This window comes from Vulcanisaeta sp. JCM 16159, from assembly GCF_001316265.1.
Taxonomy (GTDB): domain Archaea; phylum Thermoproteota; class Thermoprotei; order Thermoproteales; family Thermocladiaceae; genus Vulcanisaeta.
Genome location: NZ_BBDN01000007.1, coordinates 111747 through 138181, shown reverse-complemented (window position 1 = coordinate 138181; position 26435 = coordinate 111747). Strand labels below are relative to the sequence as shown.

Sequence of the window (26435 nt, the reverse complement as noted above, 5' to 3'; positions counted from 1 at the left end):
CTTTCCTTCTTCTCAAGACTTGCTAAGTATTCCTCAGCAGGTACCTTATTCCTGAGGCTTTCGTTATTTCCTTAGCCGTTAATTGCTCAACCTCCTTACCTGGTGGTGCCTTTGCTATGTAGTCAATATCCGCATACTTAAGCAACTCCTTAAGCAGCATTTCGCCACCCCTGTCTCCATCCACGAAGCTATAGTCGTCTTCTTCTTACTCAACTCAATAACGGTCTTTGGTATACCGCCACTCGAGCCTCCAAGGCCTATCACATTCTTGAAACCGTGCTTAACCAGGTTAAGTACGTCGGCCCTACCCTCAACGATTATTATCGTGTCGGCCCTCTCAACTTCAGGCCCCGCAGGTAGTTTCTCCGGACCGTACTCAACAACCTCGGTCTCCCTAATGTTCTCCAGGAACTTTGTAATTAACTCCTTAGTGTCGGGTAAAGCCTCATGCTCAACAAGCTTGAGGAGTTCCCTGGCTCTATCAAAGATCTTCTTCCTCTTCTCCTCCCTTAGGTCCTTAATCTCGACTACTTGAACCTTCGCGTTGTAAGGCCCTACTTTATCCACGGTCTCTATCATCGCTGCAACTAGGGCGGTCTCATACCTATCGAGGTTCGACGGTATGTAGACCTTACCAACGGTCCTATCACCCTTATACTCCGTCTCAACCTCTATCCTACCAATCCTACCATTCATTTGAAGCTCCCTCAAATCAAGTTCATTACCCAACAGGCCCTCTGTTTGACTGAACAATGCGCCTATTATGTCGTATTTCTCCACCGTTCCTTGAACCTCCACGTTTGCGATTATCAAATACTTAGCTACTATGGTTAAGGCTCCCATTACGACACCAAGTACTTCAAGATTAAACTAGGTTAAAATAGTTTCTCTTGGCAAAACTAATTAACTAATAGGGCAAGGTTATTTAAAGGAGACAGTTCGGCATATACCGCGTGTCCGCGGAACTATTAAAAATTTATGAGAGGCTTGGTGCTATCGCCAGGGACGCCCTTAATTATGCCATGTCCATAGCAGAACCTGGAATGCCAATACTCGAACTCTGTGAAAAGGTTGAGAATAGAATTAGGCAGAGCGGTGCGAAACCTGCCTTTCCCGTTAATGTAAGTATTAACGAGGTTGCCGCCCACTACACAGCCACAATAAGCGATAAGTCCGTAATTCCAAAGGGCGCCGTGGTGAAGATAGACCTTGGCGCTCACATTGATGGCTACATAGTGGATACTGCGGTAACTGTTACCTTCAACCCAATGTATAGCCAGTTAATTAAGGCATCAATGAAGGCGCTGGAGGCTGCGCAACTAAGTATGAAGCCTGGAGCCGCACTGACGTCAATTGGTGCTCAGATAGAGAGGGCCATAAGGTCCTTTGGATTCAAGCCGATTAAGAACCTGAGTGGTCATTTAATAAGGAGGTACGTGCTCCATGCGGGTAAGTCAATCCCCAATTACGATAATGGCGATAGGCAGAGGATAATTGAGGGTGAGGTATATGCGGTGGAGCCGTTCTCAACGAATGGCGCTGGTTATGTGGATGATGGGCCGCAGGTCACGATTTACCATCTACTTAAGAATCCAAGCCCTAGGGATCCCCATTATGACATACTTTCATACATAAGTAATGAAATCGGGCCATTACCATTTACACCTAGGTGGCTCGTGGCTAGGTTTGGTGAAGGTGTTGGTAACGTAATAAATGAGTTGTATATAAAGGACTACATTTACGGTTACCCAGTATTGGTTGAGCATGGTAAAGGCTTAGTATCTCAGGTTGAGGATACATTCATAATAACAAGGATGGAGCCATCCCAGTGGTCAATGTGCTCTCTCTTTTAAGGTAGGAATTATCTACCGAATCTCCTCTCCCTCCTTGCATAGTCATCAAGCGCCTGCTTAAGGTCTTCCTTGGTTATTTCAGGCCAATACTTATTTAGGATGTAAAGCTCTGAATATGCCGTTTCATAGAGCAGGAAATTACTTATTCTATATTCTCCACCAGTCCTGATTATTAGGTCTGGTTCAGGGTGGGGCTCATCACCAACATAGAGGTACTTAAAGAGAGTTTCCTCATTAAGATCACTAATGCTCAACTTACCACTATTATAGTCAGCAAATAGTTTCCTAACGGCGTCGATTATTTCCTGCCTACCACCATAAACCACCGCAAGGTTCAGGTAGTGATCCGAGTAATCCGCCGTAGCCTCCTCGGTGAGTTCTATTTCCCTACGGACATCCTCAGGCAATAACCAAGTCCTGCCGATGACCCTAACCCTGACCCTATTCCTGTGAATCCTCTCATCTCTCCTAACCTTAATTAATTTCTCCTTTAATAACCTATACAACAGGTCCAACTCTAACTTAGACCTTCTGAGGAAGTTCTCTGTGGATAGTACATATACAGTGACAATCTTTATACCAAAATCCAGTGACCAGTTTAGAAACTCCTCAACCTTGTCTGACCCAATTCTATACGCCTCAGTTATTGGCAAGCCAACCCTCCTGGCCCACCTCCTATTCCCATCAGGTATAACGCCTATATGCATTGGTGCTACGCCTTGCATTATTTGTATCCATGAAAAACACATCACCTTTTAAAGTTATGCATACATATTTTATAAGGCCCCTATCGTTAGGTTTAAATCGAGTAAATTAATTGAGCAATTATTTAAGTCCTAGGTAGAAAATGCGCTTCAGCTGTACTAATGCACCTAAATAAATTAATATTAGTTATTTTTGCCGTAGATTGATGAGATTATTATTCATACATGCAGAGGATTTCTCATACCAGGTTAGGGATAAGGCCGTTGAAAACCCAGAACCATTAACACCGGGACTTGAGAGAGGCTCCGCGAAGAACGCGCTTGTGGTGTTTATGAGCGTTGAGGAGAATGATACCGAGGATCCTAATTACGTGAATTACGTCGTCGACGAGATACTAGACACGCTCAATAGGGTTAGGGCCTCACAAATAGTTCTCTATCCATACGCACACCTAAGCCCCAACCTGGCCAAGCCGAGCAAGGCATTGAGTGTGTTGCTGGCGGTTTATAATAAGTTGAGGGAGAAGTCGCCAGTCCCTGTGTCAAGGGCACCCTTTGGTTACTACAAGGCATTTGACATTAAGTGCTATGGGCATCCCCTATCAGAATTAAGCAAGTCCCTTAGCCCAAACATGGTCAGTGCCCAGGCAGTGCAGCAGGTAGTCAGTAGGGATTACTACGTGATATTAACGCCGAATGGTGAGGAGTACGATGCAACGAAGTATTCATTTAAGCCAGGTGAGGATGACCTAAAGGCATTGGTTGAGAAGGAGGTCCTGAAGAGGGAGCTTGAGGGTGGTAAGGAGCCCAGGTACATTGATTACTGCCGTAAGTTCGGCTTTGAATGGGAGCCCATGAGCGATGTTGGTCACATGAGGTATGGACCGGCGGCCACGCTGATGATGGAGCTCGTCGAGGACTACGCGTGGAGGTTGGCTAATGAGCTTGGCATACCCGTGTTTAAGATTAGGGGTACCAACATGTTTAGGCGTGGTGAGAGGGCTATTGATGAGCACGCTAGGTTATTCAATGAGAGGATGTACACGATCGAGGGTGATAAGGATGAGATAATAATGAGGTACGCCGCCTGCTTCCAGCAATTCGCAATGATTAGGGATTGGGTGCTGAGCTATAGGGATATACCAATTGGCATGCTTGAGGTTGCCGATAGTTATAGGTATGAGCAACCTGGCGAGACAGTACTATGCTTTAGGCTCAGGAGGTTCTATATGCCGGACCTTCACATATTCACGAGGGACCTCAAGAATGCCATGGAGGTTGCCCTGAAGCTTCATGAAATAATATTTAGGGAGATTAAGAAGTTGGGTAGGGACTACGTGAGCCTGTACAACGTAACTAAGCAGTTCTATGATGAGCACAGGGATTACCTAATCGAGTTGGCTAGGCGTGAGGGTAAGCCAATACTTATCAGGATAATGCCGGAGCAGAAGTATTACTGGGTCCTCAATGTTGAGTTTCACATAGTTGATGAGTTGAGGAGGCCGAGGGAGATAGCCACGTTCCAGTTCGATGTTGGTAATGCCCAGAGGTTTGGTATTAAGTATAGGGATGAGAATGGGGAGGTTAGGTACCCAGTGATTATACATACGGCGATAATAGGTAGCGTTGAGAGGTACATATATGCGCTCCTCGACACTGCGGCAATCGCCGAGTCTAGGGGTGAGGTTCCGAGGCTACCCACATGGGTCTCGCCAATACAGGTTAGGGTGATACCAATTAGTAAGGAGCACCTAACCTTCGCAAATGATGTCGCCTCGAAACTTGAGGATAGGATGATTAGGGTTGACGTTGATGATAGGTTTGACGAGACACTGTCAAAGAGGGTCAGGGATGCGGAGACCTTCTGGGTACCTACATCGTGGTGGTTGGTGATAGGGAGGTTAAGACAGGTAAATTAAGCGTTAGGGTCAGGGGTGCTCAAAAGCCCATCGACATGGGCATTGATGAACTTATTGGCAGGATTGAGGAGGAGATTAAGGGCTATCCAAGGAGACCACTTACAATGCCTAAGTACCTAAGCATGAGACCTGCAAGCATAATAACTTAATACTCAGTGCTCTTCCCAATCATCACTCATCAGGCAGCAGCCCTTATCCTCACCAACTCAATGCTTATAAGGAGGAAAATTAAACTTTTAATTTTGAAGTAGAATTAGAATTGTTATTAATCATCAGCCTGACATGCCGTACCAGGGAGCCCACTTGCTCCAGATTAACGTATGCTCAAACGTAGCGCTTATTCCTATGAAGAATGCCAGGATACCGGATAGTATTAGTAAGACCATGACAAGGACACCCACGTACTTACCCGCATTATTCCTAGGCAGCATGGCACCTGGCTAATGAGCATGGCAAGCCCAAGCAATATGTACATGGCGCTCGCGAATAAAGGCTCCGTGGTCAACCCATGTACCAGTATATCAACACCATAAACAATAACCGGTATACTAAACAATGCTATGGGTAATGCCAAATACCTCAAGTCTACACCTACGTACATGGCTAAGCCGAGCATTAATGTAACTAGGCCAAATATTGGCCAAGCGTCAGAAAAGACCAGGTTATACGGGCCTGGGAGTGGCCAAGTCATTGTAGCCCAAAGACCAGTGGCCATTGCGTAAATCCCAACGCCAATGAAGAACAGGCTCAAGCACTTATTCACATTAAGGCAAACAGCAACTCCCTGAGTCCTCTCCATCGTTTCAACTCTAGATCCATCAGTAGCTATTCTAGGTCTCCTAACAAAGTTCATGAAGACGCCATACGCTGCGGTTATTAGTGTTATCCCAAGTATCATTAACCAGATGTCCAGTGTATCCATAAAGAGGTCAGCCATTACCTATCACCAAGTGCGTTCATTTGTTTATAATTTATAAACTAGTGATTAGATGCACTTAATGCATTTATCTTTATGATTAAAAATTCATCATTTTATATTGTATCAAATAGTATATAAATAAATGTTTATGAATATAAAAATATTCATATATATTCTTAATTTGCGAAAAATCGATTTAAATCCCAGGACCAAGTTATTTACAGTGGTTAGATTTAGTGAATTACCGCCTGAATTCTGGAGGGAATTTAGACTTTGGCGTAGTGTGGGTAATGAGCTTAATGGCTTGTCACCGCCTGGGAACTTCGTTGGTTCTATGAATTATCCCCACATTAATGTTGGTGCATTAATCAATGACGGTAATATTGATGCATCAATACTTGACAACCCAGAGGAGTGGTTTAGGCATGGCTTTGCACAGTGGGATATTGTTAAGCTTAGGTCTAGGATAGTACTTAGTAGGATTAAGGTCTCGGTTAGGTCATTCAATAATTCCATAGTTGATAAGATTCAGGAGTTAAGCATTGGGCGTAACCCAGTTGATGTTGAGGTTAGGTTGAGGAGGTTAGTGCTTAGGGCGTTGGCTGATGACTACCACGCGCCGCTTGGTAATGTTGGTGAGTTAAGGGATTTGAGAATAACGTCTAATGTCAGTGCTGAGAGAATAGTTGAGAGATTGGTAAATGATTATGACGCGGATGCCAGGGCGGCAGTCGTTGAATTATACCGTGGTTCAATACCCGTGTCCCGCATACAGCGTATCTTTGCAGTTGGGTTGTTGGGTGATAGGAGGTTTAGGAGGTTGGTTCCAACCAGGTGGTCCATAACGGCAGTCGACTCAATAATTGGTGATTACCTTAGGGATAAGGTTATTGAGTATGACGAGGTTGGGCAGGTGGAGGTTCACGAGATGGAGTACATGGAGAATAGGTACTTTGTGATGCTTATGCCAGGTCCCTGGAGGTATGAACTTATTGAGTTGAAGATGCCTGGCTCAGTATGGAATAGGGGCGGTAGCTCGCCCAGGGTATTCGCAGATTACGAGAGGACGAAGGGCATGAAGGGGTATGCTGAGAGTACGGGTGGTGCGTTTTACGCAATTAGGCTTGGCGTCCTTGAGTACCTCAATAAGGTTAGTAGGCAGGCATCGGCAATAGCGATTAGGGAGGTAACGCCGGAATATAGGGTTCCCGTTGGCATTTGGCAGGCGAGGGAGGCTGTTAGGAATGGCATGGGGGTTAATGCGAGGAGGTTTTCGGACGTTAATGAGGCGATTAATTACGTGAACGCTTCATTGCTAACGGGGAGTCTATGGCTTAATTACAGTCGATTAATTAGGGAGTTTAGGAGTGACTTGGTTAAATTCCTCATTTAATGAGTGATAGTGCCATACCGATTATTAGGAAGACAGTCAGTACGGGCGAGCTTGCTTGAACATTTGCCAGAATACCTCTCTGCTGGGTTTAATTATGGCCTTAACGCTGTAGTAACTACTCCAGGCCGCCGTAATGAGCAGTATGATTAACCCAATAAGGTTTTTGAGAATGAGTATGTAGAGGAATAGCATGTATATATTCGAGAATACATTGAGTAGTGCCACCATGATCATGGCCTTTTCCTCACTCATCTCGAGAGGCAGCATCTTAATGCAGGTTCTTGAGTAATCATCCTTAGCCCTAATCACTAGGCTCCATATGTGCGCGGGTATCCATAGGTATATGGCCATGGATAGTAGGAAGGCTTCAAGGTCCAGCGGCCTCGCTATAGTCCACCCAGCCAGTAGAGCCGCATTACCAGCCACACCGCCAATTAGGATATTGCTCCAGCTCCTGCATTTCAGGAGTACCGTATAGATTATTGCGTAGAGGAACCAACCAAGCACTACGAAGACCGTGGGCCACAGTCCAAGCCACACGTATGATAGGGTGAAGCCAAGTAGTGATAGGGCCAGGGACTCAATTAATGCATTGCCTGGGCTTACCCGACCTGCGGGTATTGGCCTATTTCTGGTCCTACCCATTTTAGCATCAATGTCCCTCTCATAGTACATGTTGAACACCGCAGAACCACCCGTGCTTAATAACCCAACAATGGTCAATTCACCTATGTAGGTTACGCTTACGCTCGGCGCTGCCGCGAATATGTACCCAGCTATTGCGGCGAGTACAAGTAGCCAAATAACTCTGGGCTTCATTAATACTACGTAGTCCTTAATCGCCACATTTGGCAATGATTAATTATTACATTAAAAACTTTATTTCAAAATCCATGCTAAGGTAATTAGTGAATAACATGTTCAATTAATTTAACACAGGACTTCGCCACTCCTTATTTTATTTAATAACAATAAAGCCTAAACAGCGCCCATTAGTAATGTGAGGATTGGAGTCGTAATTAAGGCACAGAGTCCCAGGGCTTTTTGGTTTAGGGTATTCGATAATGTTGAGGATAAGATAAACGTTGGCACATTCGTAACCCTAGACAATTATGAGAATAGGCCAATGGCCCAATACTCGCAAGGGTGACCAGGGTCATTAGGCATAATTACCTAGTGGATGATAGGGTCATCGCCCAGCTAGGTAGTGAGGATGTTATAAACACCTTCAGGGACTACGGAATAGACATTCAATACATCGCGCAATCAACCCTGGCCAGGGCTTCAGTAATTGGTTACAGTTGGTACGCGATTCTCCAAGCCATTAAAGCCTCCAAAGCCCATGGACTTCGTATACCTACCAACAGAGAGCGAGTTGGGTAGGTTGCTTAGGCCTGATAATGATGGTGTTAGACTGGTCATTGGTAGTGTTAGGTCATTGTCGATACCCGCCGAGCTGGATGCCAATAAATTAGTGTCACATCACTGTGCGATATTAGCCGCCACGGGTGGTGGTAAATCCTGGCTTGCCGGTGTTATTATTGAGGAATTGGTATTGAGGGTGGAGGTACCGATAATAATCATTGACCCACACGGTGAATACTCAGCAATGCAGGTTCCCAAGTCCTTAAGTGATGATGCTAAGTATGTGGCCGGCCTTGTCAGGGTATACGTGCCGGGTAAGGTAGATACTGCAAGTCTTGATGACTATTTCAGGGCTAGGTTTGGCGTTGAGAGGAGGTATGTGAGGTTTGGTATTAATCCGAGGTCACTATCACTGAGGCTCATGGAGGGTTTACTAGACCACTATTATGGACTCACCGATGCCCAAAGGAGGATTCTTGAGGAGGCTTGGCAATACATTGGGATTGATAATGAATTAACAAGTATTGATGAATTTCTGAGTGATTTAGAGAAGAGTGGTAGTAAGGTTGTTAGAGGTTATGGTAATGAGCTGGCTCTATCTACATTACTGACTAAGGTTAAGATGCTCATTGAGAATAGGCCATTCTTCATAACAAGGCCAGGTGAATTCTATGGTAATGAACCAATAAGGCTCCTGGACATTAAGGACCTAATGGAGTATGGAATCCATGTATTAGACCTCAGTGGTTTAGACCTGATAGATCAACAAGCCTCGTAGCCCTAATCCTGAATAACATATTTAGGTTGTCAATAATGAGGAGGGATAAGCCCATCTTCATAGTTGTTGAAGAGGCCCACAACTACGCACCATCAGTTGGCTCATCACTAAGCACATCAACACTGATAAAGATAGCTAGGGAGGGCCGTAAATTCGGCGTTGGACTATGCATAATTAGTCAAAGGCCATCTAAGGTGCACCCTGACGTACTAAGCCAATGCTTGACTCAGGTCTTTAAGAGGATAATAAATCCAGTTGATCTTAAGTATGTTAGAAATATCGTGGAATTCGTCTCTGATGAGGATCTCTGGGAAGTTAGGGTGCTCAATGAGGATGATGCCTTGGTGACGGGGCTGGCCGTACCAATGCCATTACCCGTTAAGGTTAGGGATAGGTTAACGGAACATGGAGGTGTGACGCCATCACTCACACCGAGAGGTAATATTACTAAAGTGTAATTTAAGTATAATTTGAGTATAATAAGGTCAGGTAAAACTTTTATTGCACTCCCGTGAATGGTCACTGTGCGTATAATCCTTGGCACGCCGGTGAACTCAAGACCCAAGCCCTGGCTTTATTTCCGTGTACCAGCCATAATGGTTAATGCATTTGATATTATGAGAAATAGAGGTAGTAGGAGAGAGCACGTTATAAAGAATGTACTACAGTATGATGGCGAGGTTTGGATGGATAGTGGTGGTTTTCAATTCCTAAGGCATGGTAAGGTACCCAACATTGAGGACCTAGCTGGAGTTTATGGTCAGTACTGGGATATTAGATACTTTCTTAACCTTGACTATCCGCCAAGCCCCACCGATGATGAGCACAACCTGGAGACCAAACTGAGAAAGTCACTTAACAATTATGAGTATTTAATTAGGAGGTTCGATAATGTATTACCGGTGATTCATTATCACTGGAGGACCGAGGTCATCATTAAGTATATAATTAAGTACTTGGACTACAACCCCAAGTGCATTGCAATAGGTGGCTTGGTACCATACGTATTAATCAGCAAGGGCGTGCCCAAGGACTCAAGGAGGTCGGCGATTAAATTCCTACTCAGAATCAAGCAGGAAACTGGTATGTGCATTCACGTACTTGGGCTCGGCTCTCCTGTAATAAATCCAATACTCAAGTTCATAAACATCGATAGCACAGACACAAGTACCTGGAGGGTTAAGGCAGCCTATGGAAAGGTCGTCATGCCAGGCGGCGGTGAGAGGCACGTAAGTGGTAGATCCATTAACTTCGGGGGTAAGGAGCAAGCCGTGACGATTTAGTGAGACTTTACGCATTCCTGAGGGATACTGGCTTCCCCGTGATTGATAGGTTTAATGATATTATGACCAGTTTTGAGTATAGGGCGCTGGTCAATGCGTGGGTCGTGCTTAATAGTTTTGAGGAGCCAAGTACTGGCGTGTTTAGGGCTATATACGATGAATTGACAAGGGAGGCCAGTGCTAAGATAACTGAGGAAGCACGCTAGGGATTATATTTATTAATGCGGGTCGTTTCTACGTAATTACTGTGAAGAAGACACAAAAAAACATGCTTAACGCTTGTTGTGGATGTATGCAATGACACACTTGATAGGTTTAAAGGCTTTATGAATACAGCCATCAGGAGGGCAGGCTTTGGTGGTGCCTGAGGGTCCTTGTCTATAGGTGTAAGGAGCTCGACTTCAATAATTACGTTAGGGAGTTAAATTCAGTAGTCGCTAATAACTTCTCGGTGTCAATATTCGTATACGAGTTTGACGACTTAAACGCGATAATCAATGAACTTAGTAAGAACATATTTAGTGGATGTGATAATTACGGTGTGTTATCGTCAATTGACTTACCGGCTAATATTAATTACGAGAAATTGAAATAATCAGCTTAGCCCAGCACATCATGGATCAGACCTTGCAAGCATCATCATTGGGCGATCCATCATTCAATCCAGTAATAATGATCAATAGACCTATTGAGTACTGGGTCATGAAGTTCAATCTCAAAATAACCACTGGGCTTTATTTGACCCTTTATTGTTGGTATTGTACCTGAGAAAACAACCACATTCTTCAGGTCTGGCACGACCTCGCGTATTAAGTCAACGAGCTTATCCGGCGTAAGTAGGAACTTCATGGTGCCCTCCTGATATAGAGTCTTCTTATCATCCTCAAGTATCCAACTCCTCAGTACCAAGTCATCCCAGTGATCCTCAACCTCCCTAAGTGGCCATGCCCTCCTGGCCACGATTTTTGGATACATGTGCTTACCAGCAAGTATGCTACATCTCTCGGCCTCCCTATCCGTGTGATCACTACCAACAGTTACGTAGATTTCATCCTCATTCTTAATCAACAATACATACTCAACCTCACCACTATGAAGGTCACTCACCTTCCTGATGTAGTTACTCGTGGTTACTAAATACGGCTGTAATATGTATATTTCGGGTATGTTCTTAGGCCCACTAATACCTATCCTACTTAACTCCTCAACCTCCTTCTTAATAATATCCGTAGTTCTCCCAGACCAGACGAAGATCACTAGGTCACTAACGGCGATTTCTATATCTCTCTCGTTACCATTCTTGAACTCTATAGTTACGTTAAGTCTATGCATAGACGAACTCTGGTTTATAAAGCAATAACCTTATTAAATTTTTGGTTCCCAATCCTTGCCAAGTAAATACGGAAATACTAATAAAATCCTGATGCGTTATTGGTAGGATGATTTCTGAAATAGTTAGGATAGGCCTTGTTTCAGAGATTAGGCTTTCGATACCAAATGCGGATGATGCCCTCGATTATCTAAGACTAATGTTAAATAATTTAATAGGTTTTATGGCCTCGATACCTCCAGCCTTGGCCCAGAACGTTAAACCTGAAATACCGGTGTTCATTAGGTCCATTAGTAATGAGGCTGAGGTATCGATACACTACTCGCCCTTAATGCCGTTGATAAGGATTAGAACATCAAGAGACTTGATAAATAAGGTGAGCGGCGTTAACTTCATAGGCGTTATATTGGACTCGGGAGGTACAGCATTGAGGATGTACAAGAATAGGGATGAAATGAGCAGAGATAGGGAGAAGATACTCCTCCTCTTCAGGGTATTCATGAACTCAGACGTAGAGTTACAGCCATTACCAAGTGTGTCTCAGGGGCAGGGTGGCGCCATAATTTAATGAGGCGTGTCATTAACAGAAATGCTTTTATTTTGTTAAATGCTATGGCCCTTGATGCCATTTAGCCATACAAAGATTGTAGGGCCCACAGGGAGGTACGGCGCTAGGTACGGCATGGGCGTTAGAAGAAAGGTTCTGCAAATAGAGGTTAAACAAAGAGGTAAGCACAGGTGCCCAAGGTGTAGGTCTCTGGTTAGGATGGAGCGGATAGCCTTCGGAATCTGGAGGTGCCCCAAGTGTGGTTATACTTTCGCCGGTGGTGCCTGGATTCCGCAGACGATAATGGGTAAAACACTGGCAACGGAGGCCGCGGCTAAGCAAGGCACCAAGTGAGCAGTACCATAATGGGTCTTATAGCATTAACATCATCAAGAGACGCCGGCATTAGAATGAGGCAATTCCTCAATGAGTTGGAGTTGGTTATCCCAAATGCGGTTAAGGTTAATAGGGGTAAGTTATCAATTATTGAGGTTGCAAGTAAGGCTCTTGCTTGGGAGCCGATAGGATAATTTACATTGGTTCCAGGGGCGGTAACCCAGGTTTCATGCGTTTTCTAAGGGTCAGGGAAGGGGTAATTGAGGTAATGCCATATTTGATAAGGATACTCGGTGTTAAGTTATTGATGGACATGCCTGTCAATGTTACTCGTAGGTTGAGGGCAAGTAGTGGAATTGTAATATCTCTGAGAGAGTATACCGAGGTTATGGATGTGCTAAGTGAGTACATTGGGTTACCAAGTATAAGGGCTTATGATTTCGAAAGTGTTAGGGGTATGTATGACTCGATTTTCCTAATTCATAGGATCAATAATTATTATGAGCTACAGATACTAAATGGTAGGGATCTAGCCCTTACGGTCCCTTCATTAGGATAAGTGACGTTATTTACACAAGACCTAAGGTGATTAGGATTGAGTGAGTGCGAATTTAAGGCGGTGTTTACGTTAGAGGGTGTTGATAAGGAATTACTAATTAAATCATTCAGAACACTCGAGAAGGAGATGAGGTTTGGAAGGGGGTACGTAAGCGTTAACGTGGTTAATGATGATGTGGTTATAATTGCATGTGCCAGGGACTTAACAAGCTTAAGAAGCCTAGTTAATGGAGTTATGAAGTCTCTATACTTAATATTCAGGGTTGAGGAACTTAGTTAATGCCCTGTATAGGATAGAGCCACCTATAGCCAGCATGCGGATTAATATTTATTAAGGCTTATATCAATGGAGCCTTAATGAGTTCATTACCACCATCGTTACAGTCAGACCTGGAGAAACTTCAGGCGCTACAGGATCAGTTAAATAGTGTCAGGGTTAGGAAGCAACAATTCGAGAGTGAGCTTAAGGAAGTTGAGAGGGCTATTTCAGAGATTGAGAAAATACCTGCCGAGAGCAAGGTTTACAAGATCGTTGGTTCCTTCCTAGTCTTGGTGACCAAGGATCAAGCACTCCAGGAGCTTAAGGATAGGAAGGAACTTCTCGAGCTTCACATAAAGACTCTATCAAAGCAGGAGAGCATGCTTATGAAGCAGATCGAGGACTTAAGAACCCAGATAAACGAGGCATTGTCTAAGCTCCAGGCAACGAAATGATTAAACACACGGGTGCTTAATCCCCCTTAAGTTATTCATTGTCTCCTTAACTTTGTTCTTCTGTAGCTGGGTTTGGATGAGTTCGTTATGTCATTGGTCATGATTTTGAGTGCTTTGTTGCGCTTTGTACTGTGAATGTTCGTATTGTTGACGTGGTTTATACCCAACGGCGCTGGCTTGCGCTTGATTGCCGTAGTTATAAGTCTTTAGCCGTTGATTGCCCATTAAGGCTTATTCGTTTATTAGTGAATTATGAGTAAATGAGTAAGTAACTCTGTGAGCGTCCCTGGATGTGGAGTTATATTTATTTGGGTAAAGTTACAGAGTATGGTGGTTAGGTGTAATGAGCATTGATAATGAGGTTCTTGGTGAAATCGTTAATATTATCGCTGATGAGATTTACAAGTACTTAATGCGTAGACTCCCTGAGAGACTTCTTGAGGATGTTGTAATTGATGTCGGATTTGATACTAATAGTTATACACTCGAGATAAGTATTGATGTGATGACTAATCCGCTGATGGAGAATCTTGATGGTATTATTAATAGTGCTGTTGAGTTTGGATTTAAAATAGCGGATTACCTAATAGGTAAGTTTAGGAGGGGTGAATTGGTTGGTTTACCAGCTGGAGAAATTGAGAGAATTGCTGAGGAATACGCAAAGAGCCTGCGTAATAACACATAGGCATGCTGACTTAGATGCGTATGCATGTGGAGTGGCCACCAGGGAGTTAATTAATAGGCTTGGTCATGAGGCGTTCCTTGTGGTTCCTGAGGGGCCGTCCTACTCGGTTAAGTCATTCATCAGCAAACTTGGCATTAACTATCAAGGATTAGATAGTTGTGGTGAATTAAGTTTGGTATTTCTAGTTGATGTTAGTACATATGCGCAATTGAATGAGTTCAGAAACATCATAGGCAATAGGCCTGTGGTGGTTATTGATCACCATGAGGTGCGTAATATAGCACCAACAGTTGCCTTTATTGATCCAGATGCCACAAGTTGCTCAGAGATTATTGCTCAAATATTTAGGGAGCTAGGTATCGAGCCAAGTAGCGAGGTTGCCACCCTGCTCATTGGCGCATTCTCAGCGATAGTGGCAGGTTGAGTAGGGCTAGGCCTGAGACCTTTGAGGTATTGGCCTGGTTACTCAGGTTGGCTGGTAGGGATTACAGGGACATAGTTAATGCAATGGTTGAGGAGATGACTTTTTCGGAGAAGATGGCTCGTATTAAGGGTTTATTGAGAATGAGGGCCTATAGGTTTAGCGACTATATTGTGTGTTTAAGTAATGTGAATGCTTATGAATCATCATTGGCAGATGTTCTGATTAGGGCTGGTTGTGATGTGGCATTAGTAGCCTCAGAACACGATAATGAAGTAAGGCTATTTGGTAGGTGTAACAAGAGGATTGCGGAGAGGGTATCGCTTGCAGAGATCTTCAATGAACTGGCACGGTACTTTAATGGCGAGGGCGGTGGTCACGCAACGGCTGCTGCCTTAAGTGTTAAGGAGAGGATTGACATAACCACATTATTGTTTAAGGCATTGAATAGTATCGAACAGAAACTTCATGTGAAAACCATAAGAATAAATGATTAATCTATGTGAATACATCGCAGGGAAAATAATTTTATCTCACAATTAATCTTAGTAGCTTGAGGAAGCCATTCATGACATGCGAAAGTACATTAAGTATGTAGATCGTGTTTTGAGCATTCACTTTATTAATATCTATGTTATTATTTACGGTTATTGTATCATTACCATTAATGACGCCATTAATTGTCTGATTACTTAGTATATCGCCATTACCAGGCACTTGAAATACCTGTAATTTACACCATGAAACTGTGCTCATCCGTGGTTGATAAATGGGTGATAAATACTGTACTGGGGTCACTGGTATCACTGACCTGTTGAAAAAGTCATACGCCTGTAAGTAACCTCCGAAGAGTAGCGATTCGTTGAGTAGGTATAGTCCCATTGGGTAGTTCTTTGTTTCATAGATAGGGATTGAATAACCACCTTGTGTAACGTAATTAACCTGCAATAGGTAATAGGTATTTGGTATGCAGGTTGGATTTATTAATGTGCCATTTGGTAGTAATACTATTGGCGATACGTAAATAATGGGTCCAAATGGCACAAGCCTTGGCCTTTGATATACGGTATATCCATAATTGGTGATTTCACCAATGGTTATGTTAGGGCTGAGGGTCGAGTATATAATCAATGATGAATTTACATACTCACTAAATGAATAACTAAGGATCTGGAGAACCTCCTGAAATCCTGCACTTGGCCATGAACTCGCATTCTCTCCCTGGCCAACCCACATCATGAATATACTTAATCCAGGCAAGCTAACTTCATAGTACTTACCGACGCTGTCCGTGGCTGGGTTATATCCATAGTAGTAATTCCATAGGTAATACGGCTCACCATTGAGGGCAACTAGGTAACCACCAACCGTACTTAACCCACTTAATACCTGCGCAAGACTCTCATTACCTGTCTCGAAGGCGAAGACTACGTATTTCACCCCGTTTAAGTCCTCAGTTATTAATACATCCCAGTTGGCGTATACGGATTGTGGATATACTAGGTATGAGGGAATTTTCAGCGTCCATGAGATACCACCGGTGTTATTGGTTATTGCCGTTGTATTGAGTAAAATTGCCTGTTGGTTAGTGGTCACTGAGGCATTAATTATGTATAGCGTGAACTCCCTATTTGCTGTGACCTTCCAAACAGGTGTTGTATTAGTTATTAATGAGTCCTCACGGTAGGTTAGTGGGTAATTATTTAGGATTGCATTGAGAAACTGTATCGATGGTCTTGAGTCTGTTAGGTTCATGGTTATTACGTACGTTGTATAAACCATGGGTGTTGGTGCTGGCCCATAAATAGTGTTTGCGTAGGAAATAAATGCGACTAATATTAATATCATCATTAGAGATATAGCAAATATTACCCATTTATTAATTACCATCACCATTTAATACTACCTACGGTTATATATAAGTTTCTCATCGTTGAAGATAAAGAAGTTATGAAACAGAAAGTATTTTTAGAGGTCTGTTCTTTAATAAAACTGAATGAGTTTAGACTTTCAGTTAATAAAGCCAGTAGGACAATTCAAGGAACTGGAGAGGTACTCATTATACGAACCGTTCGCATATGCCACAATAATTCAAGACGAAAGGACCGGAGACATTATGTACTACCTAGAGGAGATAACACTTGATTCAATTGAACAGCAGGTATACAAGGAGTTGGTGAGGATCGTCATGCTCGAATTACCACCGCCTGAGGATTTAATGAAGATGGGCGATGTTAAGAATTACCTTCTCAATGAACTGAAGAAGATTGTTGGTAGGTATAGGAGACTCTTCAGGAATGTACAGTCATCATCCTTTGCCAAGTTTCTATACTACATGGAGAGGGACTTGCTCGGTTATGGACCAATAGATGCCTTAATGAGGGATGAGAATATTGAGGATATATCATGCGACGGCGTCGGCAGGCCAGTCTATGTATTTCATAGGAAGTATGAGTCCATACCAACAAACATTGTGCCAATGACCGACCAAGCCTTGATGACTTAGTCGTTAAATTAATACACATGTCCGGTAGGCACGTTTCAGTAGCGACGCCAATAGTTGATGCCCAGCTGCCTGATGGTTCTAGAATAGCCGTCACATATAGGAGGGAGGTCTCGCCAGGTGGTTCAACATTCACGATAAGGAAGTTTAGGAAGAATCCGCTAACGTTCACGGAGCTGGTTAGGTACGGTAACATTAGTGCCGAGATTGCTGGTTACTTCTGGGTAATGCTTGATAATGGTAGGTCATTCCTGGTGCTTGGCGTCACGGGCGCCGGCAAGACGAGTTTCCTCAATGCCATGGCAACATTCATTAAGCCCCACATGAAGATAATAACCGTTGAGGAGGTCCCAGAGATAAACCTGCCTCATAAGAATTGGGTCAGACTCGTCACCAGGCAGAGTTACGGCGCTGAGAAGATAAATGAGATCACGCTATTTGACTTGGTTAAGGCAACACTTAGAATGAGGCCTGATTACCTAATCGTTGGTGAGATCAGGGGTGAGGAGGCCTACGTATTGTTCCAAGCCGTGAACACAGGCCACAGTGGCATATCGACAATGCACGCGGAGTCCTTTGAGGCTGCCGTTAATAGCTCATGAGCCACCAATGAACATACCACCGGCCTACATACCCGCCATGAACATATTCGTCATGATTAAGAGGGTTAAGATCGGTGGTAGGTTAACGAGGAGGGTTACTGAGGTTGGTGAGGTTTACATGGATGGTGACAAGATTAGGTTTAACACAGTGTTCAGATGGAACCCGAGAACTGATACTCACGAGTCATACGTGGACAAGAGCGTCTTAATTAGGCAGATAAGTGACATGACTGGTAAGGACGTCGACGAACTACTCAGGGAGATAGAGACTAGAGCTAAGATTGTTAATTGGATGGTGAAGAACGAGGTGTATAACTTCGAGGATGTTTCAATGTACGTGCAGGCATACTATACGAATCCAGACTTAGTACTTAACCATGTCTTCGGCAAGGTGAGCGAGGTTGAGAGCGTTGCTCAGGTTTAAGGATATTAATTCCCTGGTTAAGTATTTAAGTGAGGAATTGAATAAGTTATTAATAGCCAAGAAAGTAATAGAGGAGGAATTAAGCAAGGATTCACTTGTGGATATAATTGAGATAGATAAGGATGGTAGTCTCACAATAAAGAGAGAAAGAATAACGGAGATCAGGGGATTAGCCGAAAAAAATCGATATAAGAATCAAAGCCATAAACACGCTACTTGAGGAAATAAAGAACATATTCAACGACAGTAATTATACGGGTATCGTACTACTCGAATTAGAGAATGGAATACCAAGCAGGGTTTTATTATCGCAACCATTGACCTTAGGTGAAGGCTCATGATAATACCAATACCCATATTAATAATCGCAATAATGATTGGCATGATTGTACTAGGCTTGATTAGGCCGCCATTAACGGTTATAATACCGCTCCTTGGTATCTACGCAATATTGATGCTAATACCCTACATACTACCTAATTTCTCAATTAACCAATACCTTAGTATTAAATACATATTACTTCCGGTAATTGGCTTAGCCATAGGCTATGGAATATCCATATTAGCAAGTAAGTACATGAATGTGGATATACGATCACTCCTTGGATTAAAGCAGGATCAAAGAGGAATTAAAAGGCCGAGTAACGTCATTAGTAAGCCGAAGGTTGAGAAGAGGACTGAAATTAAACCCGAGGATTTGGATAGGCTTATTAATGAAACAATTAATGAGCTAAAATCCGGTGCATCAACTAATGAGACATTGGGTAGCTGGATTGAGTACTATGATGGTTGGACAGACGCTATAATAAGTATCTCAAGAAGGTTCATGGACATTAAAGGAATTGCAGAGAGCATGAATAAGGAGGTCCCATTCCTATTAAGGGCTAGGCAATATGAGAGTAAAGCCGCAATGCTTGGTTTAACCTTAAGGAGGAGTCAGTCTTTAAGAAACAGAAGAAGACAAAGGTTGTCGAAGAGGGATTAGTAGTTTATGTAAGGCCGGAGGAGATAGCCAATGAGTTAATGAACGATACCCAATTAATAAGTAACTATGTTAATGAGTTTAACAATATAGTTGAGAGGTTAGTGCATGATAATGATATTTCTCAATACATGGGTAATTCGCAGGTATTGGTTATATACGTTGATGGAGTACCAAGGAAGCTTATAATGATCAATAGGTAAAATTAGGCACCCTCCTCACCCTGCATAATTATCATTATTGGTATTGAATCAACAAGTAATGCAATTATTGGGCGATCCTTATCAATGTAGAGTGACTCGAGTCTATCGATTACCGACTTTATAATTGCTGATTTTTTTCTGCATATATCCGGCAACATCATTAATCACATTATTTCTCGTATTGGTGCCCGGCTTATAGACAATTCTCACGGAAAACACCTCTGAGGAACCATCAATAAATCTAATATTTTCTGATATTTCGCTTGCCAATGTAGTGCTACTTTCAGTACCTAGTATCTCGTTCCAATTCTGCTTAAGCATGTACATGAACCTATATGAATTACTTAGTTCGTTCTTTAGGGATTGAATCATCTCATTTAACGAGTTATATCTCTTGATCTCGATGATCATGCGCACCACCAATCAATTCCTCAATTTTCTTAAAGGGTTCTGGGTAATTTATATCACTTATTTTCACAACTGTTTCAAAGCTATTTGAGCCAGTGCTCATTGAGGAGATCAAGTTATCAATAGTCACCATTACCTTAGCCAACTCATCGGCAGTCAAGCCAGTAATGCCAACCAAAACGCTGGGTATTTCCGCCATCTCCTTAATGCTCGATAGAGTTAATAATGGTAAATCTGACACATCAGGTAATGAGTAACCTATGATTACGTCTATCGATGAACCATCAATAATAACCGTATAATTATCGCCTATACCGAGTTTTTCGCTAAATTCCGTAATCTGCTTAATAGCCATGAGTACGTTTGTGTAATAATTAATAGCGTCCCTAATTATATCCTTATAACCACTGGCCGTTAACACGTAAATAACCTCAATATCACCCACCTTAGATGTTACATTCGTGCCACCCTTAGTATACCTGGCCGAAGATGACTTACTCCTTAATTCCCTTATTAATTTGCTCACAGTCTCGTTATCAAGATTGATTGCATACATCTCATTGAGAACTTGCAGTATTTCATTAAGCCTACTACCAAGATCTAGGATCGTGTTCTTTAGTTTATCACTTCTTAGCACTATCAAGGTCGATCACCACCAGAGATGGTACATCAGCGAAGTACCTAACCATGGCTTTAAGACCGTGATCCTTAAGCTTGCTTAGCCTACCCTCAAGGATCTCGTAAACTGCATATTCCAGCTTAAGGAGTTGTATAGCTCTCGAGAACAATTCCCTATAGGCCTCCCTCGATGGTCTCTTATATATTATTATTGGAATTGAGTTAGGTATGTCGATAAGTATTTTTTTCGCTTTTCACCGGTAGGTCTACAATGCCGGTGATCTTGCTATATACTTCATAGAGGCCCTTAACGTATTCCGTAACTCTCTTCTTATTCTCCAGTACTCTCTTGTATAGTTCATCGATTTCTATGCTTATGTCTACGTTGGTGCTCATGGCATTATCACCAACCTCGTCTTCTTATTTGTATAATCTATTATTATCATAATAGATGCATTTCTATCTTTAATTCTATTTAAATAATTGCTTATCTTTTCAATTTCATTTATAACGTAATTAATATTATTCTCTATTGCACCTAACTTATTTAATAGCCATGCTGAGTGAGGCATTATGTGTATATTTATAATCTGGGGTATGGCCTGGACCGTTATTACACGGTGGGATGGCTGAAAACCAAGCCTTACAAGTCTCTCCTCAGTTTCGGCGTTTTCCTTCATTCTCTCCTTAATTAATCCATAGTGTTCCCTCAGGTTTAATAATTGGTCTTTAATGATGCTCAATTTGTTTATGGCATCCTCAATCGTATTAAATAATAGCACTAACATTCAGATTCTCATTAATTAAGCTATATTTATTCTTTACTTGTGCGAATAACATTGGGTATACATGAGACGCGCTGTTACGTCTCTTCCCTAATTAATCTAGAGATTTCATTTATGGCCCTATTTATATCCTTAATATCATTATGAATAGCCATTATCTCAGCTATAATTAATGAATTATCAAGCACTTAATGAGCAGATCAGCCCAATTCTTTGAATGAGATGCTTGCTTGAGCCTTTTTAACTCTTCGTATTGATGCTCATCCACCTCGATCACGATTCTTCTCTTACCATTTTTAGCCATGCATTCAATGAATTAGCAACTAATTTTAAAGCTAACACTCTAAAACTACTTACCTCTTTTTTTGCGATTTAGTAACACTTATCATATATTCTGGTATTTCGATATACTTTACATAGTATTGGATGAGAACTTTAACTACCTCTCTGAGCATGAGCATAAGCGTTGACTTCCTGATACCAAGAACCTTAGCTGATTCCCTCCAAGGTCTTGCCTGTAACACCTTACAAATCAAGGTCTCCTCATAGTATTGCGGCAATGCGATATTATCAATGCCCTTCCTAAGGTAGTACGTCTTAACAAGCTCTGTTATTGCATCTGCCGTATTCTCATAGGTCATTGGACCCCATGAGTACGCGATTAAGCGCCTTGCCTGAGCCTCAGTGAGTCTAGGACTATAATTGGGGTCCAGGGCTTGGCCCCAATCGGTCAATAGCATTCTAACAACGTCAGGTTCCATGTCATGGAACGGACCCTGCAATGAATTAAGTAGTCTTAGCCTAAACTCCTTGTTTGCATAGATGGCCGCGTCTCTGGCTTCTCACTTATTGGCTTAACAAGCAATACACTATACTCACCGCTTATTGGATTCCTCTCGGGACTTATGTGTACTGGCATGTAACCATTCCTAATCCAGAAATTCAGTAGCTTAGCGTTGACGCCAAAACCAACACCAACCCAATCAATGCCCTTTTCCCTGGCCTCCTCCTCAATCCTCCTAAGCATCTCAGTACCAAGGCCCCTGTCCTGAAGCTCAGGGTGCGTCGCAATCCTAATAATTCTCCAACCCCTTAACTTAGCAAAGTCCGTGAGCCCCCAATACTTAATTAGTCTGTCCGGTATTATATTTCCAGGCAATTTTAGCCCCCTCACAACCATGTCAATTAACTCATCGCTTATACCACCCTCCTCGGCCAACTCCACGGATACCACGATCTTACCATTACCAAGTGTTAAGGCCCTTATGAAGTGATGGGGCGCGTCCATCATCATTCCCAAGTCATCGGTTCATTCCTATAGTGGGCCTGAACATAAATACCAAAGAATTGCCTTAACCTATCCTCACTTAATAGAAAGAACTCCTTAAGATCTGGAATCAAGTAATTAAACTCGTGTCTATTTATTAATTCATAATCCTCCTCGGTTATCTTCGCAGGTTCAGCATCAAGCAATAAAGTATCAAACAGCCACTGCTCCACTGGGTCATTGGGTGCATACCTAATTGGCTCCTTAAGCTCATACTCAATGACCCTTGTGTTCTTATCCTCATGCAAGTACTTAAGAAACCTAAGGCTGAAGCCTCTACCGGCACCTTCATAACCATGTATTGTGGATGCATATATAACCCTGCCAAATCTCTCATGTATTCCATAAAGCACTGGGAGCGGTATCATCGCAGCCTCATCAACTACGACGATATCCCTACCCTCCTCACTAAGCATGTCGTACGGCTTCACATAATCTATGAAGATGGAGATGCCAACCTTAACCGAAACAACATCACCACCCCAGTAACTCACGTCTACATCGTAATTCAACGCCTTAAGGCCCTTTATCACGAACTCCATCAGTGTTGATACATTGCTCGGGTTCATTGCCGTGACTGCGAACCTGGCCCTACCCTTAACCTTCCTAAGCCTATGAGCAAGGGCCGCCAGCGCCAAGCCAATGATTGCCGACTTACCCCTACCCCTATCCGCTATCAACACAACATCCACCTTCTTACCCCTCGGAGGCCTCTCCAGCAGTACCTCCATTGCTTTAAGGGCCTCGACCTGGTCCTGGGTCTTAGCCAATTCGTAAATGGCCTTCGAAAACCTAATCCTCTCTGGCATTACTACCTCCCTTGGCTTCCAGGGCTGTGAATCACCAATGACAGGTTCCTTGATTACCTCATCATTATTAACATTGATTATTAACGCCTTACCCATACCCATTAACTTATTCCAAAACCTAACCTTCAGGAAATGCCTAACATCCTCAGGCCTGTACTGGGGAACCAATAGGCTTTGCTGAAACTTCGTTAATTGCTTAACCCACTCATCCAACGGTGGTACCATGAATATGTAAATACCGCCACCCCTAACAATACCCCCCAGCCTACCAACATCATTTGGCTTTAGGTCATTCATTAAGTCCAGTATTGCGAAGTCGACAGTAGTACCGAGGAGCTTATCCGTATCCTTGTACGGCTTATAATCAATACTTGCGGAAACCCCCTTAACAAGCTCCTTAAATTTACCCATCCTTCTCTGCGCATCGGGATACTCGGGTTGATACATGTACAGTCCATGCGGCTCCTTAACAATTGATGAAAATACCCTGAGGACCTCAGCGGCATACTTGGCGAGTTTTTCCTCATCAGTACCTACAAGGACCACGAGCCTCCTATGGTTTGAGGATAACCCCTCCTTAACCAAGTCCTGCAACAGCTCTGCCCAGCCCATATCCTCTGTACAGCCTTACAATGCGAATTAGGCTTATAAACATATGCAGGTAGTAATCATTGGTGATTAGGCGCGTTGGTTCTGAGAAGTGATGAGTGACGGGCGAGAAGGATGACTCACCTCCTCGGGAATATTGACCTGCAGGATACCTGGCCTCTCCTGAGCATGCTCATGAACTCAATGTATGAGTCATAGACATCCCTAATCCACGTATTAACACCCTTAAAGTACACAGGCTCCGTATTCAGTAACTCAAGCAGCTCATCAGTACTTAATTTATTTACGTAATAACAAGGGTCCTTAAGTAGTAATACCCTACGGTATTCCCGAGCCATAACCTCGGTCACCGGCGTCCCCAACTCATAACTAATATGGTTGATTAACGGCTCAACATCACTTAACGAAATATTATTCACAAAGCCCCTGCGCTCCCACTCATCAATAACGGAGTAGAAGTACTTGATTAAATCATCTAGGTATGGGTGCCCATTATTAAAGTACATGAGGACTATTGGGTGATTAAGCCAGCCAGTCCTGCCATCCCTGAGAATGCCGAGCTTCCTAAGTATTGCAAGTATTACCTGCTTAGCCTCAACCCTCTGCTTACCAAGCCTTAAATCATCCAGGAAACCTGCCGACTTCCCATGGTCAATGTACGGCCTAAACACCTGCATTAATGGAACGTAAATTATGAAGGCCTTTATTTTTAGTCCTTAAGGTAATAGTTAATGAAGGTAGTACTTAAAAATACGGTCTCTCCTTAAGGCACGTATGCTTATGAATAGCATCCAATTACATAGGTATTACGTAAAAAAATACGTTAAAGGACCCATCAAATAATGAGGCGTTGAACCAGGGTGATATCGCATGATACCAATACACAGCGACCCCATACTAATAGCGTCATTAGCCTTACCCTTCATAGCCTCAGTAATAGCCGGGTGATAGGTAAAAAAAATTTAGTAGGGCGGCCATGATAATTACCTCGGCCTCTTTTGCACCACTTTTCGTATATGCCTCATACCTACTAGCGCTCAGTAAAACTTACTTAATACCCCTTGGTTACTTACCGAAACCAATAGGCATGATGTATTTAATAAGTGATGGTCTCAGCAACGCCTTTGGCCTAGCAATAGCACTTGTGGGGGTTGCGCTAGAGATTGCCTCTTATCCATACATGAAGCATAGATTCCATGTCCTGGAACTACCTGAGCAATTCGACGTATACTACCTACTCTTCACATTATGTGCTGCAAGCATGGAATTACTAATATACTCATACAACCTACTATTAATGTATATAGCCCTTGAAGTATCACTAATAACACCGGTCATACTAATTTATTACTATGGCTATGATACCCAGGGCAGATCAAGGCGCTGGATAGCGCTTCTGTACTTCGTATATGGAATGCTAGCGAGCACATTATTCTTAATAGGCGCAGTCCTGGTTGCCCTAGAGAATAATACCATGGACCTCGCCGCGATAAAGAACATATCGCTCATAGCATGGGCACTGATGTTCATTGGATTACTAATTAAGTTACCAAGCTTTGGTCCGCATGTGTGGATACCCTGGGTCCACGGTTCTCACCCAACACCAGTCGCAGCTCTGATATCGGGTCTCGTTGGTTTAATGGCTTACGTATTAGCAAGGATATACATCATTTCCCCATACTTCATCGATGAGTTTAGATTACCAATACTTATTTATGCCATAGTTGGCGGCATCATAATAAGCCTTGGCGTAATTAGGCATCAATATCATTATAAGTGGTTGCTGGCGTACTCAACAGCGGCAAACTCCACGTACCTACTAATAGGGCTGGCATTAGGTTCTTACGGAATACTTGGGTTAACAATGCATTATATATCGCATTTGTTCGGCAAAACAGTCCTCTTCATGACCGCGGCCTCAATAATTGTTTACTATGAGGAGTTTGATATAAGGAAGATGGGCGGGTTACAAACATATATACCATCAGTTGGTGCAGCCGCGGTGCTTGGCTGGATGGCTCTTTCTGGAGTATTAACTCTATCAATGCTCGCTGAATTCTACCTATTTCTCGGCTTAGTGAATGTCATACTACCATCATACCCACTATGGGTATTTATTGGTTTAGCCGTTGGTTTAGCCGCAATATTTGTATTAACGGGATACTACGGCTTTTGGGCCCTAAAGCAGGTATTTTATGGACAACCTAGGGGTAATTATCATAAGGTTAATGTTGATCCTAAGCTCGTAATACCATTATACGTGCTTGGTCTAGCTGCGATAATACTTTTATTCCCACCAGCGTCAACATATATCGTGCATTCAATATTAATGAGTATTGGCATGATAATGAGGTGATGGT

General features: G+C 42.8%; 38 protein-coding genes and 3 pseudogenes. 26 read left to right on the top strand and 15 right to left on the bottom strand.

What is annotated here, in order from left to right; translation table 11 throughout:
• Positions 1–20 precede the first annotated feature (20 nt).
• Positions 21–843: pseudogene (dnaG, locus tag JCM16159_RS16345) on the bottom strand (DNA primase DnaG); the annotation flags it as partial.
• A 110-nt stretch (positions 844–953) separates the two neighbouring features.
• Here dnaG and map point away from each other — a divergent pair.
• Positions 954–1853 carry a type II methionyl aminopeptidase gene (map, locus tag JCM16159_RS08310; protein ID WP_054857515.1) on the top strand — a complete coding sequence of 300 codons (900 nt, stop codon included), beginning with the start codon at positions 954–956 and terminating at the stop codon, positions 1851–1853.
• An 8-nt stretch (positions 1854–1861) separates the two neighbouring features.
• On the opposite strand, the gene uppS is transcribed toward map, so the two are convergent.
• Positions 1862–2578, bottom strand: coding sequence for a polyprenyl diphosphate synthase (gene uppS, locus JCM16159_RS08305; protein WP_054857514.1), 717 nt, complete (start codon positions 2576–2578; stop codon positions 1862–1864).
• 185 nt (positions 2579–2763) lie between these two features.
• Here uppS and JCM16159_RS08300 point away from each other — a divergent pair.
• Positions 2764–4625 (top strand): annotated as a pseudogene (locus JCM16159_RS08300) (threonine--tRNA ligase).
• A 123-nt stretch (positions 4626–4748) separates the two neighbouring features.
• Here the strand turns inward: JCM16159_RS08300 and JCM16159_RS19105 are convergent.
• Together JCM16159_RS19105 and JCM16159_RS08295 are read right to left on the bottom strand one after the other, a co-directional pair.
• Complete coding sequence (locus JCM16159_RS19105; RefSeq protein WP_367834399.1) at positions 4749–4877, bottom strand: hypothetical protein; 129 nt, start codon at positions 4875–4877, stop codon at positions 4749–4751.
• Positions 4850–5413 (bottom strand): DUF981 family protein, encoded by a 564-nt coding sequence (locus tag JCM16159_RS08295; RefSeq protein WP_367834398.1) that lies wholly within the window; start codon positions 5411–5413, stop codon positions 4850–4852. The genes JCM16159_RS19105 and JCM16159_RS08295 overlap by 28 nt, the downstream gene beginning before the upstream one ends.
• A gap of 205 nt (positions 5414–5618) precedes the next feature.
• On the opposite strand from JCM16159_RS08295, the gene JCM16159_RS08290 reads away from it, so the two are divergent.
• Positions 5619–6788 (top strand): Nre family DNA repair protein, encoded by a 1170-nt coding sequence (locus tag JCM16159_RS08290; protein WP_054857513.1) that lies wholly within the window; start codon positions 5619–5621, stop codon positions 6786–6788.
• 36 nt (positions 6789–6824) lie between these two features.
• On the opposite strand, the gene cyoE is transcribed toward JCM16159_RS08290, so the two are convergent.
• A complete protein-coding gene (gene cyoE, locus JCM16159_RS08285) occupies positions 6825–7634 on the bottom strand; it encodes a heme o synthase (RefSeq protein WP_243666407.1) in 810 nt (269 codons plus the stop codon).
• Positions 7635–7788: 154 nt separating this feature from the next.
• Between cyoE and JCM16159_RS16340 the strand changes: the two genes are divergently transcribed.
• The 7 genes from JCM16159_RS16340 (at position 7789) to JCM16159_RS16315 (ending at position 10809) form a co-directional block, all read left to right on the top strand.
• Positions 7789–7938: a hypothetical protein gene (locus tag JCM16159_RS16340; RefSeq protein WP_243666406.1), complete on the top strand. Its 150-nt coding sequence runs from the start codon at positions 7789–7791 to the stop codon at positions 7936–7938.
• The gene (locus tag JCM16159_RS16335; RefSeq protein WP_243666405.1) at positions 7935–8171 is read left to right on the top strand and encodes a hypothetical protein; all 237 of its coding nucleotides are present in this window, start codon (positions 7935–7937) and stop codon (positions 8169–8171) included. Before JCM16159_RS16340 ends, JCM16159_RS16335 begins: the two co-directional genes overlap by 4 nt.
• A complete protein-coding gene (locus JCM16159_RS16330; RefSeq protein WP_243666404.1) occupies positions 8131–8931 on the top strand; it encodes an ATP-binding protein in 801 nt (266 codons plus the stop codon). The genes JCM16159_RS16335 and JCM16159_RS16330 overlap by 41 nt, the downstream gene beginning before the upstream one ends.
• Positions 8932–8966: 35 nt before the next feature.
• Positions 8967–9389: an ATP-binding protein gene (locus JCM16159_RS16325; RefSeq protein ID WP_243666403.1), complete on the top strand. Its 423-nt coding sequence runs from the start codon at positions 8967–8969 to the stop codon at positions 9387–9389.
• Positions 9390–9455: 66 nt separating this feature from the next.
• On the top strand, positions 9456–10214 hold the full coding sequence (locus JCM16159_RS08275) for a hypothetical protein (protein ID WP_243666402.1): 759 nt from the start codon (positions 9456–9458) through the stop codon (positions 10212–10214).
• On the top strand, positions 10214–10420 hold the full coding sequence (locus JCM16159_RS16320) for a hypothetical protein (RefSeq protein ID WP_243666401.1): 207 nt from the start codon (positions 10214–10216) through the stop codon (positions 10418–10420). Before JCM16159_RS08275 ends, JCM16159_RS16320 begins: the two co-directional genes overlap by 1 nt.
• A gap of 245 nt (positions 10421–10665) precedes the next feature.
• A complete protein-coding gene (locus JCM16159_RS16315) occupies positions 10666–10809 on the top strand; it encodes a hypothetical protein (protein WP_243666400.1) in 144 nt (47 codons plus the stop codon).
• Between the two features lie 59 nt (positions 10810–10868).
• Here JCM16159_RS16315 and JCM16159_RS08265 read toward each other — a convergent pair whose 3' ends face one another.
• Positions 10869–11546, bottom strand: coding sequence for a DUF2848 domain-containing protein (locus JCM16159_RS08265; RefSeq protein ID WP_054857512.1), 678 nt, complete (start codon positions 11544–11546; stop codon positions 10869–10871).
• A 107-nt stretch (positions 11547–11653) separates the two neighbouring features.
• On the opposite strand from JCM16159_RS08265, the gene JCM16159_RS08260 reads away from it, so the two are divergent.
• The 9 genes from JCM16159_RS08260 to JCM16159_RS16300 all read left to right on the top strand — a co-directional run bounded on the left by JCM16159_RS08260 (position 11654) and on the right by JCM16159_RS16300 (position 15302).
• Entirely contained in the window at positions 11654–12112 is a 459-nt protein-coding gene (locus tag JCM16159_RS08260; protein WP_054857511.1) for a hypothetical protein, read from the top strand.
• 54 nt (positions 12113–12166) lie between these two features.
• The gene (locus JCM16159_RS08255; protein WP_243666399.1) at positions 12167–12445 is read left to right on the top strand and encodes a 50S ribosomal protein L37ae; all 279 of its coding nucleotides are present in this window, start codon (positions 12167–12169) and stop codon (positions 12443–12445) included.
• On the top strand, positions 12442–12621 hold the full coding sequence (locus JCM16159_RS16310; RefSeq protein WP_243666398.1) for a hypothetical protein: 180 nt from the start codon (positions 12442–12444) through the stop codon (positions 12619–12621). The genes JCM16159_RS08255 and JCM16159_RS16310 overlap by 4 nt, the downstream gene beginning before the upstream one ends.
• Complete coding sequence (locus tag JCM16159_RS08250; RefSeq protein ID WP_243666397.1) at positions 12603–12986, top strand: hypothetical protein; 384 nt, start codon at positions 12603–12605, stop codon at positions 12984–12986. The genes JCM16159_RS16310 and JCM16159_RS08250 overlap by 19 nt, the downstream gene beginning before the upstream one ends.
• Positions 12987–13022: 36 nt before the next feature.
• Complete coding sequence (locus JCM16159_RS08245) at positions 13023–13265, top strand: KEOPS complex subunit Pcc1 (RefSeq protein ID WP_054857509.1); 243 nt, start codon at positions 13023–13025, stop codon at positions 13263–13265.
• Positions 13266–13342: 77 nt separating this feature from the next.
• Positions 13343–13699, top strand: a complete 357-nt coding sequence (locus JCM16159_RS08240) for a prefoldin subunit beta (protein ID WP_054857508.1) — start codon at positions 13343–13345, stop codon at positions 13697–13699.
• A 343-nt stretch (positions 13700–14042) separates the two neighbouring features.
• Entirely contained in the window at positions 14043–14384 is a 342-nt protein-coding gene (locus JCM16159_RS08235; RefSeq protein WP_054857507.1) for a DUF3194 domain-containing protein, read from the top strand.
• Positions 14314–14808, top strand: coding sequence for a bifunctional oligoribonuclease/PAP phosphatase NrnA (locus JCM16159_RS16305; RefSeq protein ID WP_243666396.1), 495 nt, complete (start codon positions 14314–14316; stop codon positions 14806–14808). The genes JCM16159_RS08235 and JCM16159_RS16305 overlap by 71 nt, the downstream gene beginning before the upstream one ends.
• Entirely contained in the window at positions 14805–15302 is a 498-nt protein-coding gene (locus tag JCM16159_RS16300) for a DHH family phosphoesterase (RefSeq protein ID WP_243666395.1), read from the top strand. The genes JCM16159_RS16305 and JCM16159_RS16300 overlap by 4 nt, the downstream gene beginning before the upstream one ends.
• 31 nt (positions 15303–15333) lie before the next feature.
• Here the strand turns inward: JCM16159_RS16300 and JCM16159_RS08225 are convergent, their stop codons facing one another.
• Positions 15334–16656 (bottom strand): hypothetical protein, encoded by a 1323-nt coding sequence (locus JCM16159_RS08225; RefSeq protein WP_243666394.1) that lies wholly within the window; start codon positions 16654–16656, stop codon positions 15334–15336.
• Positions 16657–16801: 145 nt separating this feature from the next.
• Here JCM16159_RS08225 and JCM16159_RS16295 point away from each other — a divergent pair, with 145 nt between their 5' ends.
• The 6 genes from JCM16159_RS16295 to JCM16159_RS16280 all read left to right on the top strand — a co-directional run bounded on the left by JCM16159_RS16295 (position 16802) and on the right by JCM16159_RS16280 (position 19519).
• Positions 16802–17311, top strand: a complete 510-nt coding sequence (locus tag JCM16159_RS16295) for a hypothetical protein (RefSeq protein ID WP_243666393.1) — start codon at positions 16802–16804, stop codon at positions 17309–17311.
• 17 nt (positions 17312–17328) lie between these two features.
• On the top strand, positions 17329–17910 hold the full coding sequence (locus tag JCM16159_RS16290; protein ID WP_243666392.1) for a type II/IV secretion system ATPase subunit: 582 nt from the start codon (positions 17329–17331) through the stop codon (positions 17908–17910).
• A gap of 7 nt (positions 17911–17917) precedes the next feature.
• Positions 17918–18334: a hypothetical protein gene (locus tag JCM16159_RS16285; RefSeq protein ID WP_243666391.1), complete on the top strand. Its 417-nt coding sequence runs from the start codon at positions 17918–17920 to the stop codon at positions 18332–18334.
• On the top strand, positions 18312–18554 hold the full coding sequence (locus tag JCM16159_RS08215; protein WP_243666390.1) for a hypothetical protein: 243 nt from the start codon (positions 18312–18314) through the stop codon (positions 18552–18554). Before JCM16159_RS16285 ends, JCM16159_RS08215 begins: the two co-directional genes overlap by 23 nt.
• Positions 18555–18671: 117 nt before the next feature.
• Positions 18672–19319 (top strand): hypothetical protein, encoded by a 648-nt coding sequence (locus JCM16159_RS08210; RefSeq protein WP_054857504.1) that lies wholly within the window; start codon positions 18672–18674, stop codon positions 19317–19319.
• A gap of 38 nt (positions 19320–19357) precedes the next feature.
• Positions 19358–19519, top strand: a complete 162-nt coding sequence (locus tag JCM16159_RS16280; protein WP_243666389.1) for a hypothetical protein — start codon at positions 19358–19360, stop codon at positions 19517–19519.
• A gap of 102 nt (positions 19520–19621) precedes the next feature.
• On the opposite strand, the gene JCM16159_RS08205 is transcribed toward JCM16159_RS16280, so the two are convergent.
• From JCM16159_RS08205 to JCM16159_RS08175, 8 genes and pseudogenes are all read right to left on the bottom strand, one after another.
• The gene (locus tag JCM16159_RS08205) at positions 19622–19930 is read right to left on the bottom strand and encodes a hypothetical protein (RefSeq protein WP_243666388.1); all 309 of its coding nucleotides are present in this window, start codon (positions 19928–19930) and stop codon (positions 19622–19624) included.
• Positions 19905–20564 carry a hypothetical protein gene (locus JCM16159_RS08200; protein ID WP_243666414.1) on the bottom strand — a complete coding sequence of 220 codons (660 nt, stop codon included), beginning with the start codon at positions 20562–20564 and terminating at the stop codon, positions 19905–19907. Before JCM16159_RS08200 ends, JCM16159_RS08205 begins: the two co-directional genes overlap by 26 nt.
• Entirely contained in the window at positions 20551–20715 is a 165-nt protein-coding gene (locus tag JCM16159_RS16275) for a hypothetical protein (RefSeq protein WP_243666387.1), read from the bottom strand. The genes JCM16159_RS08200 and JCM16159_RS16275 overlap by 14 nt, the downstream gene beginning before the upstream one ends.
• Before the next feature lie 52 nt (positions 20716–20767).
• On the bottom strand, positions 20768–20941 hold the full coding sequence (locus JCM16159_RS16270; protein WP_243666386.1) for a hypothetical protein: 174 nt from the start codon (positions 20939–20941) through the stop codon (positions 20768–20770).
• Positions 20938–21333, bottom strand: coding sequence for a hypothetical protein (locus tag JCM16159_RS08190; protein ID WP_054853446.1), 396 nt, complete (start codon positions 21331–21333; stop codon positions 20938–20940). The genes JCM16159_RS16270 and JCM16159_RS08190 overlap by 4 nt, the downstream gene beginning before the upstream one ends.
• 166 nt (positions 21334–21499) lie before the next feature.
• Positions 21500–21634, bottom strand: a complete 135-nt coding sequence (locus JCM16159_RS19100; protein ID WP_367834397.1) for a hypothetical protein — start codon at positions 21632–21634, stop codon at positions 21500–21502.
• Between the two features lie 49 nt (positions 21635–21683).
• Positions 21684–24078: pseudogene (locus JCM16159_RS08180) on the bottom strand (tRNA(Met) cytidine acetyltransferase TmcA).
• A gap of 116 nt (positions 24079–24194) precedes the next feature.
• Positions 24195–24752, bottom strand: a complete 558-nt coding sequence (locus JCM16159_RS08175; RefSeq protein ID WP_054857502.1) for a pyrimidine dimer DNA glycosylase/endonuclease V — start codon at positions 24750–24752, stop codon at positions 24195–24197.
• Between the two features lie 299 nt (positions 24753–25051).
• On the opposite strand from JCM16159_RS08175, the gene JCM16159_RS08170 reads away from it, so the two are divergent.
• A complete protein-coding gene (locus JCM16159_RS08170; RefSeq protein ID WP_243666385.1) occupies positions 25052–26431 on the top strand; it encodes a complex I subunit 5 family protein in 1380 nt (459 codons plus the stop codon).
• Positions 26432–26435 lie beyond the last annotated feature (4 nt).

Coding starts and splice junctions, on each gene's coding strand:
- uppS (WP_054857514.1), bottom strand. CDS start 2,578: ATGCAAGGCGTAGCACCAATGCATATAGGCGTTATACCTGATGGGAAT.
- JCM16159_RS08295 (WP_367834398.1), bottom strand. CDS start 5,413: ATGGCTGACCTCTTTATGGATACACTGGACATCTGGTTAATGATACTT.
- JCM16159_RS16330 (WP_243666404.1), top strand. CDS start 8,131: ATGGACTTCGTATACCTACCAACAGAGAGCGAGTTGGGTAGGTTGCTT.
- JCM16159_RS16325 (WP_243666403.1), top strand. CDS start 8,967: ATGAGGAGGGATAAGCCCATCTTCATAGTTGTTGAAGAGGCCCACAAC.
- JCM16159_RS08265 (WP_054857512.1), bottom strand. CDS start 11,546: ATGCATAGACTTAACGTAACTATAGAGTTCAAGAATGGTAACGAGAGA.
- JCM16159_RS08260 (WP_054857511.1), top strand. CDS start 11,654: ATGATTTCTGAAATAGTTAGGATAGGCCTTGTTTCAGAGATTAGGCTT.
- JCM16159_RS08255 (WP_243666399.1), top strand. CDS start 12,167: ATGCCATTTAGCCATACAAAGATTGTAGGGCCCACAGGGAGGTACGGC.
- JCM16159_RS08240 (WP_054857508.1), top strand. CDS start 13,343: ATGAGTTCATTACCACCATCGTTACAGTCAGACCTGGAGAAACTTCAG.
- JCM16159_RS08235 (WP_054857507.1), top strand. CDS start 14,043: ATGAGCATTGATAATGAGGTTCTTGGTGAAATCGTTAATATTATCGCT.
- JCM16159_RS08225 (WP_243666394.1), bottom strand. CDS start 16,656: ATGATGATATTAATATTAGTCGCATTTATTTCCTACGCAAACACTATT.
- JCM16159_RS16295 (WP_243666393.1), top strand. CDS start 16,802: ATGAGTTTAGACTTTCAGTTAATAAAGCCAGTAGGACAATTCAAGGAA.
- JCM16159_RS16290 (WP_243666392.1), top strand. CDS start 17,329: ATGTCCGGTAGGCACGTTTCAGTAGCGACGCCAATAGTTGATGCCCAG.
- JCM16159_RS16285 (WP_243666391.1), top strand. CDS start 17,918: ATGAACATACCACCGGCCTACATACCCGCCATGAACATATTCGTCATG.
- JCM16159_RS08210 (WP_054857504.1), top strand. CDS start 18,672: ATGATAATACCAATACCCATATTAATAATCGCAATAATGATTGGCATG.
- JCM16159_RS16280 (WP_243666389.1), top strand. CDS start 19,358: ATGAACGATACCCAATTAATAAGTAACTATGTTAATGAGTTTAACAAT.
- JCM16159_RS08205 (WP_243666388.1), bottom strand. CDS start 19,930: ATGATCATCGAGATCAAGAGATATAACTCGTTAAATGAGATGATTCAA.
- JCM16159_RS16270 (WP_243666386.1), bottom strand. CDS start 20,941: ATGAGCACCAACGTAGACATAAGCATAGAAATCGATGAACTATACAAG.
- JCM16159_RS08190 (WP_054853446.1), bottom strand. CDS start 21,333: ATGTTAGTGCTATTATTTAATACGATTGAGGATGCCATAAACAAATTG.
- JCM16159_RS19100 (WP_367834397.1), bottom strand. CDS start 21,634: ATGGCTAAAAATGGTAAGAGAAGAATCGTGATCGAGGTGGATGAGCAT.
- JCM16159_RS08175 (WP_054857502.1), bottom strand. CDS start 24,752: ATGCAGGTGTTTAGGCCGTACATTGACCATGGGAAGTCGGCAGGTTTC.
- JCM16159_RS08170 (WP_243666385.1), top strand. CDS start 25,052: ATGATAATTACCTCGGCCTCTTTTGCACCACTTTTCGTATATGCCTCA.